This is a genomic window from Paraburkholderia tropica, from assembly GCF_914484835.1.
Lineage (GTDB): Bacteria > Pseudomonadota > Gammaproteobacteria > Burkholderiales > Burkholderiaceae > Paraburkholderia > Paraburkholderia tropica_A.
Map to the genome: position 1 here is coordinate 324,027 of NZ_CAJZAR010000068.1, position 12,996 is coordinate 337,022.

Below are 12,996 nucleotides of genomic sequence, written 5' to 3' on the forward strand. Positions count from 1 at the left end.
CTGAAATCAGGCCGGTAGCGGCGCGGCATATCGGCTGGCCGCCGCCATCAAGGTCTGCGCAATCTCCGCACGCAGATGCGCGGGCGACAGCAGCTCCACCGTCGGCGCATGTTCGAGCAGCAAATTGCGCAAGGCGCGCGAAGGCGTCAGCGTCGCTTTGAGCATAAAGCCGCCCGGCGCTTCCTCGATCACCTGATCGTGCGCGAGCGGCGCCGCGCGAAACGCACTGGGAATGCCGTTCACCTCGGTCACGCGCAATACGCACTGCTCGGGCATTTCCGGAAACCATTCAAACACGCGTTCGCTGCGAATGAAGGCGGCGAGATCGAAACTGGTATCGCGCTTCAGTTCGTAGCCGCGCGGCTCGACCGACACCACGCGGTCCATGCGCAATAAGAAGGGCGCGCCCTGCGCTCCGCTCGACCGGCGCAGACTCACGACCAGATACCAGAACGGCGCTTTCTCGACGATGGCATACGGCAGCACGACATAATCGCGCGTGACGCCTTCGCTCGCTTCCGCGGACCGATACGTGATTTGCAGCGTTTCATCGCGATAGAGCGCGGAGCACACGGTATCGAATACGGTTTCGTCGATTTCCGGTTCGAGCACTGGATAACCGGGCGCCACGCGCGCCGTCTTGCCGATCCAGGCCTGCGCGCTGCGCGTGCGGGAATCCGGCGGCGGCACGCCGAGCACACGATTCGCGCCCGCGAGATATTCGCGGAAATCGCCAATCTTGCCCGGCGGTAGATGATGCCGCGCCAATTGCCGCAATTTCAGCAGCGCCAGCGAAATATCGACGGGCGGCCGCACGGTTTCACTCGGCCCACGCACGAGCAGCATCCACGTGGTGTTGCGGCCGTTGCCGTCGCGCTCGATCAACGATTCTTCTTCGAGCTTCACGAACAACCGGCGCACAGTCTTCTCGCCGAATTCCGGCAGCCGCGCCAGCACGGCTTCCTTGAGAATATTCGAAGGCCACGCGCGATCCGGCTGCGTGCCCATGATGTCGAGGACGGTTTTCTCTTCCTGAGTGAGCATGGAGACTGCTGATAGTTTTGTTATCCGCGGCATTCATCCACGGCTGTTTTCCGCGCCATGTCAGGCCGCGTGCATTGCGGCGAGCGCGGCGCAGACTTCGAGGTTCATTTCCACGAACGTGTCCCAGCTATACAGATGGACATAGTGCGTGTCGTAGTGCAAGTCCACGCGGCAAAACGCCGGCCGCGTGGCGTAAATCGAGCACGATTTTCCATCCGCATCGTAATGCCTGCAGACGCCGTCGCCACGGTCGAGATAGCGGCTTTGTTCCGCTTGATCGACATGCTGGCAACACAAGCCGCATTGGTTGCAGGGAAAGGCGCGGCGTGGGGCGATGGCGTCTTGCCCGGACATGACTGGCGGATTCCGGTTGGCGTTTGGCTCAGACCGCCAGCGCGGCAATGTCCTCGACCTGCTTCTCGGTCGACAGCACGAGATTGCCGTCCTTGTCGAGAATCGGCGTATCGATCATCGCCTTGAGCAACTGCGCGAATTTCACCGAGCGCAGCACCGTCTCGCGCGCTTCGACGGGGAACAGCGCGTAATTCTCGCTGTGCTCCTCGATGGCGCGGTTGAGATCGCGTACCGCGAGACGCAGATGCGAGCTGATTTTCGAGAACGTGCCATTCGCAAGCGACGATACGCGCTGGATCGATTCGAGTTTCGTGTGCATCAACGTGGCCGCATCGCGGAACGTCTTGGCTTGCTGAAGGTTGCTGCGCGCATTGTTCAGCGCTTCCTCACCCTTGTTGCCGACGATATGGCCAAGAATCGCCAGTGCCGGACCCACTGCCACGGCACCGAGAATCATGGTGCCGAGCGCCATGCCGCCGCCGCCCGCCGCGATCGAACCGCCGCCGAGCCATGCGAGCGTGGCATTCGTGGCGGCCGCGCCGCTCAGCGTCGAAATGGCCGTGCCCGTGCTGGCCGTGGCGAGCAGCATGGTGCCGTTATAGGCGCCGAACGCCACTGCCGCACCGCCGCCGATGCCCGATCCGAGACCCAGCCCCGAGCTTTTCAGCAGCGCGTAGTCGTTCTTCAGACCTTCGAGCGTGACCGTGGAGAAGTCGCCGAGATTGAGTTTTTCCAGTTCCGGCGAACGCAGCGTCTCCACATTCTTCAGTTTTCCGAATGTTTCGATGAATTCGGCGATCACGCCGTTGAAAGCACGCAGTTTGCGCGAGCCGTAGTCTTCGAGAACGGCATTGGTCGATTGGCGCTGCGTGTTTACGCGCGCGTTGGCGCGGTCGACGATCGACTTCGCGTCGTCGTTGATATCGCTCGCGTTGTTGTGATCGATCGCGCCGCTCACGCCCTTATAGGCACCGTACAACGCCGTGCCCGCAGCAAATGCACCGAGAATAACGGGAACCATGCCTGCCTCCTTATTCGAGAATGATTGCGATCGTCTTCTGGGCTTCGCGATAGGTCAGTTCCGCGCGTGCCAGCAGATCATCGAAAATATGATCTTCAATCTGATAGTGATGCTTGAATTCGTTGAGCACTTGCCACTCGATGCTCGACACGGCGCCGTCGGTCAGGGCCAGCATCATCAGTTCGAACAGCATCAGTTTGGGTACCGAGGGCAGAATCGACTTCTTTTCCTTCAGCTGATCGCGCAGTATTTCGAGCGCGGCGCTCGCGCGCGCGGCCGGGTCGTCGGCGGTTTGAAGGGGCAGTTTCTTGATTCGCGCGAGCAGCGAATACTCGATGGAATTCGCGCCCTGAGCCATCGCAGCGACTTGCTGAAACAGATTGCCCAGATTGCCCAGGTTGGCCCAACTGCCTGACGCGGCCGGTTCCGCCTTATCTTCCGAAACCTGCAAGGCCAGATGCAGGTCCTCCAGCGCCAGCGTTTCGCGTTCGCCACGCTGAATCTTGATGTCCGAGAGATTGGTCGTCGAAGTAATCTCTTCTTTACGCTTGCCGCCCCAGAGAATGGGTTTGTCGCTCAAGCTCAGCAATTCGGCAACGCGCAGGAACAGCCGCTTATCATCATTGGAAAGCTGCTTCAGCAGCATGGTCTACTCCTCGTGCAATGCAAACAATAAACGATGTAATGGATGCGTTCACAGCCGCAGCGGTTCGTCGGAGGCCATGAAGCCGTCGAATTCTGCGAGCGTCGAAAACTGCAAATGTTTTCCCAGCAAGGTCGCATAGCGATTCACAGCCGCCGCCAGATCGTCGACCGATCCATGCCCTGCGCTCTCGACCACCACAAACAATTCCAGCGTCTCGCGATGCAATTGCGGCAGTTCGCGCTGCATGAAGCTGTCGAGCGCCGCCTGCTCTTGCGCAATACGCGCACGCGCAGCTGTTTCGAATGCCGTGATGCGCGCAAGATTGACGCGCGACGCGGCAGCGGCTCGCGCCGCGTCGACTGCACTTTGATAAAACATCGTCGACAGCGTATAGCCCACCATGCCGCCAATCGCGGCGCCGACGAACGGAATGGGAATGGCGATCTGCCCGATCGCGGCCATCATGCCGCTGGACAACATGCCCGCGCCTTTCTCGCCCACTTCGATGAGCAATTCCGTTTCGTTAATCTCGCCGCACACATAGCGCTTGATCGAGACGCCCAGCGACAGACACACGTTGACCGCCATCGCCGGCGCGCTCGTTTTCGCCAATGCGCGCGCCATTTCCGAACTCGACTGCTGCAAGCCCGCCTTGATCGTCGCGCCGGCTGCCGCCGTGGCATAACCGAGCGCACCCGCCTTGGCCGTGTCCTTGCCCACTTCGACGGCGGCCTCGCGCCATGCCATTTCGCCTTGTGCCGCGGAGAACGCATTTTTCAGCAGCGAAATACAGCCGCCAATCACCGCGCCGCATTTCGCGCCATCCATACCCGCGCGATGGCTCGTGCGCGCGATATCGCGCAATGTCGCCAATTCGGGATGCTCGCGATAGAAAATCGCTTGCTTCGTCGTCAAACCACTGTCGCTGACGTTTTCCGCCAATTGATCGTAATTCGCCGCCTCACGACGCAATCTGGCCGCGATATCGGCCTTGCCAAGCTGCTCTGCTTGCTGCGCGTTCTTGCGCAATTGCTCGGCTTGCTGCTGGCAGAACTCTTTTGCACCCGCATATTGCTCGGATGGCAATTCGAGCTTCACGCCGCGATAGCGCGCGAACTTGCCGTCTTCGCCCGCAATGCGCTTGAATAGCTGATTGCGGTCGCCGACGAATTTCATTTGCGCCTGCGATCCCTCGATCACCTGACCGTCGAGAAGCTGCACACGGTCGACCACATTGTGATTCTTGCCGTATTGCGGCAGGTCGTCGGTACGCGAGGTGCGCACCTTCGAACCGTTGATGATCGCCTCGGCGTTATCGTGACTGGTCGCCGCAACCTCGGCGGAAAAGCCTGCCTGCTGCTTGATATTCTTCGCCGCTTCAAGCGGATCGGCATTGACCTTGTGGCCCGCGATCTCCTTGAGGCCCTTGGCGAAAACCTGCCCCGTCTCCTGGTCGATCCCCGTATAGCCCTTGATGTATTCCGCGTTCGCGCTGCCGAAGCGCTCGACCGTCTCGCGCGCCGACATGGCCACGCCCGCACGGATGCTGTCTGCGTGGTTTGCGTCGTTCGTGCGCCGTGCGTTGCCGCTGGCGTCGTTGCCCGGTTGCGCTTCCCCGTCGGCCGCGGAAAACAACGAATCGTTCGAAGTCATGTTCGCTCTTGATAAAGACTGTCGATGGAACCGGCGCCCACTCGCGGCCGGTTCGGCTATCCCTGTTGTGTGGCTGAAAGCGATTGTCCCCAGTCACGCGACAAGATGTGTCGCTACGCGACGGGCTCCACCTCTTCGCGGCGGACGTCCCAGACCTTGTCGCCGAAACCGCGCAGCCACCAGTGCAATTGCGCCGTATCGGCGACCGTCGCGGTGATTTCATAACTGCCGCTGGATTCGTCGATCCGCTGATCCAGCGACAACGGCGATTCGCGCAAATGCAATCCTGCCTCTTTGTCGATCTGGAAGTGCAAGCGAATGCGTTTGCCATTGCCGAAACCGAAATGACCATCGGCGTCGTATTGTTCGAGATCAAAATCGGCGGGACGCTCGAAGGTTCTCGTCGTGGCTTTCGCAGAGGCGATGCGGTGCAGCGCCAGAATGCGCTCCTCGTCGTAGCCTTCGTAGCGGCACACGAGATAAAGCCGCACGCCCTGTTGCGCGAGACCGAGCGGCATCACGCTGGCACGTTTGCACTTGCCCGCGACGTTGCGATAGTCGATCTCCAGCCAGAGATTCGCGTAGAGCGCATTGCTCACGCTTTCGAACACGCCGTCCTCGATTTTCGGCGGCAAGAGCGGCTGCGTCGTGCTGACCACGCGCACCTTGTTCAGCCATTGCCGCGCGCGCAGATCCGGGCTGGCCGGACCCAGCTTGTCGCGTGCCTGCTGAAAGAAACCGTGCATCGATTTCATGATGCCGCTGGGCAACAGATGGCGCAGGTGACTTTCCGCGAGCAACATCAGCAGCGCTTCCTGCTCGTTGAGCATCGGCAACGACAAGCCGCCCGATTGCTCCTTCCAGCGATAACCGTAGGGTTTGCTGCGCTCGTCGCGGTCGATGTCGAAATGCTCGCTGAGTTTGTCGAGCTGGCGCTGAATGGTGCGCAAATCGCGCTCGACGCCGGCGTGCTGAAGCTGCTCGTGCAATTCCACCGCGGTAATGCGGCGGTTGCGCGGAATGCGCCGCAGCAGTTCGAGCGCGAGCCGCGTGGTTTCCAGGGTATCGGGACGCTTGGACATGAGATGGAGCGCAAGCGGGCAATCGACCGCAGCGCAATGGCATTGCCGTTGTTATCGTTGAGCGGTCGTGTGCGTGGCCCCGCCATAAGAGGCAACGCCGACAATATCGATCGAGGAATAGACGTGGGCCATGCTTTTTCAGTTTTATGAGGCGTGGTCAGGATCACGACACCGCCGCTGTGTCGTCTGTCCTTGTATTTATCGTCAGACCACGCAAAAACTTTACAGCGAGTTTAGCGAAAACTCGTTGAATGACTTTTTCATTTATAGCAATGATTGATTCATAGAATGCGAATCAATCTTTTCTCGCGCGAGAAAACCCGTTAAACGCAAACGTTTGCCAATCGCGTTATGGTGTTTTAAATCGCACCAAAGAAAAAGTGATGCGCCTAAGGAGAATCAGGCGTGAAGAAAGAAATCGTCGACGATTTTGCGCGCGGCGCTATAGCCGCCCATCAGCGCATCGACATCGCTGGCAAACGGGCGACCGCCGCCCTCGCCGAATCTCAGCGGCGAAAACACGGAGACCACCTGGCCTCGCCAGGAAATAGTGACGACCGCCACATAGCCCGCGCGCTCCGGTGCATGGCGGACCGCCCCGATCATGACGTCGGACTCGACGGACACTTCGAACGTGTAGCCTTGATACTCGTAGTTGCGCAACATGGTCCACACCATCCAGCAGGCGAAAACAGAGTTGCGCCTGACCAGCGCATCGTCGATATGCAGCAATTTCGATTCCTGCTTGCGCCCGTCAGGCGATTCAGGCGCGAGCCGCGCAACGCCGCGAATTCTCCAGCCGATCGAGGCGTGCGAGCAGCGCTTTCGCCTGTTTCTCGATATGTATCGGCAACAGCGGCAAGGCCAGCAAGGTGCGCACGCGCGCGCGCCAGTACTCCAGGCTGATCACCGCTCCGACCGCCGCCGCGCGGTCGTTCCCGGCCGTATGTTCCAGATGGCCGAGAATGTTCTGAATGTGCGCCAGATCTTTTTCTGCGAAGTCGTAGCCCACGATGCCCCCGTTTTCTGCAAGTCGTTGAACCCGCATCTCGATCAGGATCACTAACGACGCGCGCGCGTCCAGCGACACCAGTCATGGTGATCCAGATTGCGCAGCAGCTCGGCGCGACGGCGTTCGCGGCGATAGTGCGCCCGCGTGGACATCGCCACCATCGCCAGCAGGATTGCACCGATAACCAGCCCGATCCAGGATTGCTCCATCTTCGCCTCCTCTGCTTCGCCGTCATCGTTGTGTACGCTCGCGCACACATCGCATTCACTTCTCGTACGCACCTCGGGCCGCGTTCCCGCCGTTATTTTCGCGGCCTAGAGATTTCATTCTAACTTTGTTAAATCCGTGTGGACGCGTTATGCGGTTTGGGATTTTCCCCAATATATGGAATGCAAACAGGCGAGAAGCCTCTGTTTGCAAGGGCGCCGAGAGAGGCATGACGGTAATTTGACTTTCGCGTGAACGATATAAGGCGGAAAAACCGTGCGGCCGCCCGCTCGGCAACAAGCGGGCGAATATCACGTACCAGCACACACCCATGCGAATCCACCCACATCAACGCGAAAAAAGCTGACTATTGGCGCGCACGAAGTCTTCGACGGTTTGCGGCGCCTTGCCGGTCACGGTCTCGATAATGTGATCGGTGCCTTTAAACACACCATTGCGATAATCGACGGCGACTTCGAGGAAATGCTGGATCGCAAACTCCGGCAGATCGTAGCGTTGCAGATGCGCACGATATGCCTCCAGCGTGCCGGGGCGATAAACGATCTCGCGGCCGATCACCTCGCTGATCTTCTGCGCAATCTCGTGATGATCGAGTTCGACCGGCCCGCACAGCTCGTAGGCCTTGCCGATATGATCAGACGGTTGCGTGAGCACCGCCGTGATAAATCGCGCCTGATCCTCCGCCGCGATCGGCGCGTGACGCCCTTCGCCATACGGCAGCGTGATCTGGCCGTCCTTGACGATGGTGTCGCGCACCCACGGGAAAATCAGCCATTCCGAGAAGAAGGTCGGGCGAATATGGACCGTCGGCACGCCCGACCAGTCGAGCACGCGCTCGGCAATCCAGTGATCGCGCGCGGCGTGGCTTTTGGCGTTTTCACGCGCGGAAATCTGCGACATTTCCACGACGACATCGAGACCGGCGCGGCGTGCGGCATCCGCGAAATAGGCGGTGCCCTGAATGAAACCCGGACGCACGGGATAGCAGAGATACGCGCCCGACACGCCATCCGTCACGCGAATCAGGTCGTCGTGATCGAGCAGATCGCCCACCACGACTTCGGCGCCGGCTTCACGCAGCGCGGCGCTGCGCGCATCCTCGCCGTGGACCATTGCGCGGACTTCATGGCCCGCCGCCAGCAGATTATTGACCGTGTACACGCCGGTTTTGCCGGTTGCGCCGGTGATCAGGTATTTGCGCTTTTCCATGATGACTCTCCAGTTTGAGTGACTACGACGAATCGACAATCGATCCGTTATCCTTATCAGTGCATATGCACACGTAAAGCCGAAAAAAACGAGGCGACGTGCGCCCCGCTTGTTCAAATCGTTTCGAGCTGCTGTTTGAGGGTGTCCAGCAGCAACGCGGAAGCGTCCGGGTCCGCGATCATGCGCGAGAGCGTCAAGCCGCCCACCATCGCCGAGAATGCAAACAGCGCGCGCGAGCGGTCCGCTTGTGCGTCCTCGCCGTCGCTACGGCTGGCGAGCAGATCGACGAGTTCGTTGAAGCCTCGCGCAGCCACGTCGCGCGTCGCGTCGTCGGCGCGGGCCAGTTCGCTGCCCATGCCCGCGAGCGGGCAGCCGCGCTCCGGCGCGTCGCGATGGCCGGTCGACAAATAGGCCTCGACCACGGCCTTGAATCCGTCCGCGCCTGCGCGCCCTTGAGCGGCGGCCGCCAGCGTCTCGACGATACTGCTCAGGCCCGCCTCGCAAGCCTCCGCGACCAGTTGATCCTTCGATTCGAAATGGCGGTAGAAGCCGCCGTGGGACAGGCCCGCTGCGCCCATCACGTCGGCGACACCGGTAGCGTGAATGCCGTTGGCCCTGAATGCTTCGGCGGCGACCACCACGATGCGCTGGCGCGTTTCGGCGGTTTCGGCCCTCGATTTCCTCATGATGCGCCCTGCTCCGTGATTCGACGTTGTTTAGATGCTAATCGTCATCTAAATCGAAGTCAAGGAACACGAGTGGTCAAACGAGGAGCACGCGATTCGTTGATGAAGTTAGCAAACAAGCCATTTCACGCGTTCGACGCGCGGTCGAATTCGCGCATCGGCGAGACCGATTGAAAATAGGTTTCCAGCGCGTCCGCCGAGCGTGTGCCGAGCGCCGCGATCTGCTCGATCCAGTCGGGCTCCAGCGGCCATTGGCCGTCGACGATACGCGGATAGATCGTGCGCCCGAACGTATGCAGCGATTTCGCGCCGATATTGCCGCTCACGCCCAGCAGCCGATGCAGCGCCGTATGCGCGGGCTCGGACTCCATCGAGCGCGCCCTGCGCACGAGTTCGTCGACGAGCACGCGAATCTGCGCCACGCCGTCCAGAAAGGTCTGGTCGATCAAGCCGAGTGCCGTCAATTCGCCCAGTTGCATTTCGTCGAGCAATTCGCGTCCGCCCGGTTGCGAGCGATCGCGCGACTCCGGCACAGGCGCGGTCTTCGCACCAAGCCGCGCAATCTGCGTGGAAACCGACGCGCAGAGCACCGCCGCCTGAACCGGTTTCACCAGCACGTCGTCCATGCCCACGCTCAGGCATTCGCGAATCGCCTCCATGTCGGACTGCCCGGTGAGCGCGATGATCGGCACGTTCGCATAGGCGTCGGTGCGCGCGCGGATCGCCGCCGTGGTGTCGGGGCCGCCCATGCCGGGCATGTTCATGTCCATCACGATGGCGTCGATCACCGCGCCCGCGCGCAAGTGGTCCAGCACCGCGAGGCCGTGCTCGGCCTCGATCACGTGCGCGCCGCTGCGTTCCAGCCAGGCCTTCGCGATCGAGCGGCTATAGGTGTCGTCGTCGGCGACGAGAATCGACTTGCCCGACAACCGCTCGACGCCGTGGCGCGCGACGCGCCGGTCGCCGCTCTCGAACAGCGCTTGCAGCGCGCCGATCAACTCCAGCACGCTGCCCGACCTGCCGAGCAGGACGTCCATGCCGGCGCGGCGCGCGAGCACCTGCGCCACGCCGCCCGGTTGGGCCGCGAAGCCCGCGACGAGGATGTTCTGGATCGCCGGGATATTCGACGCGCGAATGCGCTCCGTGACCGCATAGCCGTCCAGCACCGGCATATTCACGTCGATCAGCACGAGGTCGTCACGCTCGCCGCCGCGCTCGCGCAGCATGGCCAGCGCGAGTTGACCGTTATCGGCCTCGCTGACGAGCGCGCCCATGCCCGCGAGCACGCGGCGCGTTTTCGCGCGCTGATACACGTCTTCGTCGACGAGCAGAATGCGCTTGCCTTCAAAAACAGGCCGCGCGCGATCGAGTATTTCGCGCTCGTATTCGGCCACTTCCCGATCGGGAATCGCCGGAAAACTCAGCGCGAATTCCGTGAATTGCCCGACTTCGGAACGGCACGCGATCGTGCCGCCGAATGCCTGCATCGCGCGCTGACAATACGCGAGACCAAGCCCCGTTCCCGCCGCATTACCCGACGTGCGAAACGGCTCGAACAAATGCGCGAGCATCTCGGGCGCCATGCCGGAACCCGTGTCGCGCACGGTGATGCTTTGCCGCTCGACCGTGAGCGTCAACGTGGACGAAGCGCGCGCCGCCATATGATGCAGCGCGTTTTTCATGAGGTTGAACAGAATGAACAGATAAACCGTTTCGTCGACCTTGAAAGTGAAATCTTCGCGCACGAGCAGTTTGACTTTGCCGCGTTCGTCGTCGTCGTCGAAACCGTATTCGTCGAGCGCCTTGCGCGTGGTGGCGGCCGCGCTCAAATACGCGAGCCGGTCCGAGCAAATGGGTTTGGCGCTCACTTCGTCGAGCGTCATGGCGATGATGCGCAGGCCGCGCTCGATCGAGGTTTTGCCCTGCGCGAGATGCCGGTACAGCGACGCCGCCTTGTCGTGCGAAAGCACCGCCGGACGATTCGGCTCGGTGGCGGCGGGCAGATTTTCCTCGACGTTTTCGAGCACGTGTTTCAACTGGCTCAGCGGATTACGCATTTCATGCGCAATAGATCCCGCGAGCGCCTGCAATACGCGATTCTTTTCGACGAAAATCCGCCCAATGCTGATTGCATGGCTAAATGCCATGCTGCACAACATCACCACGGGCAGCAAAGCGAGATCGGATTGATTGGCCGTGCTCAACACGATAGGCACCGGCGACGTGACGAATGCCGCCACTGAACTGGTTGCCACGCCCACGCCAATACAGGCCATCAGTAAAAGCGGACTGTCGATGCAGAGCGCCATGATAAAAATCATCATGACTTCCGTCATCATCCACATCGTCGAAAATCCATTACGGATAGCCAGAAACGTGCAGACGAACGGCAGAACGTAAATCAGGCAGGCGTGCCAGTAGAGCAGCAGATAGTGATTGAAGCGGCGCGGCCAGTACGCCTGGAAGATCAGCGGCACGCAAACGAGCGCCGCGCTTAGACGCAGGGTGAGATTATCGTAGGGCTGCGGCAGGACATAGGTCCAGACCACGTAATAGATGGGGTGGCACAGGAGGCCCAATATGCCTCCCCATCGGATAGCCAGCCGGCTACGTTCCAGCATCTCCCCCATGCGCTCGCGCGACATCACGATTGGGCCTCCGTTAATCGTTATGGTCCTACCAGTTCCGGCTTACCGTCATGGCGCATTTCCATTTCAATCGGCAAACCGTTCTTGCCGTGAAATGGACCGACTGAAAAACCGTATTTCTTTACCAATCCATGCGTATAGGATACGGACCACACAGGCGGACTGCCGATAATGAAATCGGACGCAATCCCCTCTTGCCACGCGGCATAACCTTCGGCGAAACAGGTATAGCAGTCGCGAGTGGACGGCAGCCGGAACGGGAATGCCGTGTCGAGCCCAACGGGGCCACGAGCAAAGCACTCAATATATAGCGTATGGCCACGCGAAGCGAGTTCCGCTTCAACGCTCGCCGCGCGCGGATGCGAATCGTCAATCCAGAACTGCGCGCGCTTGAGATCGGCCGCCGTCAAATACGGCACGCTGGTGCTGCTCGCGAGAATGGCGCCATCGAAATGTGGCAGCGGTGTGTCGGGGCTGAACGTATGCACCGAGACGCGCGTCTTGCCGAGCAGATCCGCCGCCAGCAATTCCTTCGCTTGCTCGTGCAGCAGATTCACCTTGTCGGGCAGATCGATCAGGATGAGTTCCTTCGGCGCATCCTTGTAGGTCGCGTAGCGCGCGACCGTCGTGCCCAGCCGTCCGGCGGCGCCGAACAGCGCGAGCCGCGTCTTGCCGAAATCGAGCCCGACTTCATTGCAGCAGTGCATGGCCCATTCCTTGAGCATCGCCGCCGTGGCCGCGTGACCGGTGGTGATATGCGGCGGCTTGATCGGACGCGGCAGCGCGCCGTAATTGCACGCATACGGCGTGGACGCGCCCATCGCCACCATGTTCAGGCCCGCGCGCCGCGCCAGTTCGAGCGCCGGAAAAAATTGCGTCTCGCGAAAGCGCTTGATGCCGCGCGGACTGCCGAGCCACATCTCCAGCGGCACCGGACACGCGATGTTCGCGCCGATCATCTGCGATCCCGAATAGATCGGCGACGCAATGAAAGGCGGCGTGCGCCACAACTCCTCCTCGAACGCCTCATTGCGCGTCTTGACGTTGTGGAAAGAGAATGAAAGCGTCTCCCAGTCGGTGGCGTGAAAGAGAAAACCAATGCCGCCCTGACCGGCCGGCAGGTTGTCGCGAATCGATTCGGGATGAATCGTGCGTTTGAGTGCTAACGGCGCGTGGACATCGCCCAGGTTGACGTCGGCAAGCTTGAACTCCGCAGCGAGTTCGTGGTGATAAGTCGTGCTCATCTAATTTTCCTTGGGTTGAAGTTGCGCCGGACTTCGGCGCGGCATCGCCGGTCACGGATGACCGGCGATCCTTCAACTCTAGAGAAAACCCATAGCGCGTGGCCGTCTGTTCGGGCCCATGGGGTTCAAGCCATGCAAATCGAATCGCATAGCTGACGGTACTCGTCGG

The 12,996-nt window shown here is 60.8% G+C and carries 13 protein-coding genes; all 13 read right to left on the bottom strand.

The features are described from left to right. Positions 1–6: 6 nt before the first annotated feature. Entirely contained in the window at positions 7–1,044 is a 1,038-nt protein-coding gene (locus LDO54_RS26035) for a helix-turn-helix transcriptional regulator (RefSeq protein WP_224013544.1), read from the bottom strand. 60 nt (positions 1,045–1,104) lie between these two features. Next, positions 1,105–1,398: a YkgJ family cysteine cluster protein gene (locus LDO54_RS39055; RefSeq protein ID WP_356791555.1), complete on the bottom strand. Its 294-nt coding sequence runs from the start codon at positions 1,396–1,398 to the stop codon at positions 1,105–1,107. Positions 1,399–1,426: 28 nt separating this feature from the next. Further along, a complete protein-coding gene (locus LDO54_RS26040; protein ID WP_224013545.1) occupies positions 1,427–2,419 on the bottom strand; it encodes a hypothetical protein in 993 nt (330 codons plus the stop codon). A gap of 10 nt (positions 2,420–2,429) precedes the next feature. Further along, positions 2,430–3,065, bottom strand: a complete 636-nt coding sequence (locus LDO54_RS26045; RefSeq protein ID WP_224013546.1) for a hypothetical protein — start codon at positions 3,063–3,065, stop codon at positions 2,430–2,432. A 48-nt stretch (positions 3,066–3,113) separates the two neighbouring features. Next, on the bottom strand, positions 3,114–4,718 hold the full coding sequence (locus tag LDO54_RS26050) for a hypothetical protein (RefSeq protein WP_224013547.1): 1,605 nt from the start codon (positions 4,716–4,718) through the stop codon (positions 3,114–3,116). 113 nt (positions 4,719–4,831) lie between these two features. Beyond that, positions 4,832–5,800, bottom strand: coding sequence for a helix-turn-helix transcriptional regulator (locus LDO54_RS26055; RefSeq protein ID WP_224013548.1), 969 nt, complete (start codon positions 5,798–5,800; stop codon positions 4,832–4,834). Between the two features lie 399 nt (positions 5,801–6,199). Further along, a complete protein-coding gene (locus LDO54_RS26060) occupies positions 6,200–6,532 on the bottom strand; it encodes a hypothetical protein (protein WP_224013549.1) in 333 nt (110 codons plus the stop codon). 31 nt (positions 6,533–6,563) lie between these two features. Beyond that, a complete protein-coding gene (locus tag LDO54_RS26065) occupies positions 6,564–6,890 on the bottom strand; it encodes a hypothetical protein (RefSeq protein ID WP_224013550.1) in 327 nt (108 codons plus the stop codon). After that, the gene (locus tag LDO54_RS26070; protein WP_224013551.1) at positions 6,863–7,021 is read right to left on the bottom strand and encodes a hypothetical protein; all 159 of its coding nucleotides are present in this window, start codon (positions 7,019–7,021) and stop codon (positions 6,863–6,865) included. The genes LDO54_RS26065 and LDO54_RS26070 overlap by 28 nt, the downstream gene beginning before the upstream one ends. A 346-nt stretch (positions 7,022–7,367) precedes the next feature. After that, positions 7,368–8,249 carry an NmrA family NAD(P)-binding protein gene (locus LDO54_RS26075; protein WP_224013552.1) on the bottom strand — a complete coding sequence of 294 codons (882 nt, stop codon included), beginning with the start codon at positions 8,247–8,249 and terminating at the stop codon, positions 7,368–7,370. Positions 8,250–8,362: 113 nt separating this feature from the next. Continuing rightward, on the bottom strand, positions 8,363–8,935 hold the full coding sequence (locus LDO54_RS26080) for a TetR/AcrR family transcriptional regulator (RefSeq protein ID WP_224013553.1): 573 nt from the start codon (positions 8,933–8,935) through the stop codon (positions 8,363–8,365). Between the two features lie 125 nt (positions 8,936–9,060). After that, positions 9,061–11,586 carry an ATP-binding response regulator gene (locus LDO54_RS26085; RefSeq protein WP_224013588.1) on the bottom strand — a complete coding sequence of 842 codons (2,526 nt, stop codon included), beginning with the start codon at positions 11,584–11,586 and terminating at the stop codon, positions 9,061–9,063. A gap of 17 nt (positions 11,587–11,603) precedes the next feature. Beyond that, positions 11,604–12,827 (bottom strand): hypothetical protein, encoded by a 1,224-nt coding sequence (locus LDO54_RS26090; RefSeq protein WP_224013554.1) that lies wholly within the window; start codon positions 12,825–12,827, stop codon positions 11,604–11,606. Positions 12,828–12,996: the final 169 nt, after the last annotated feature.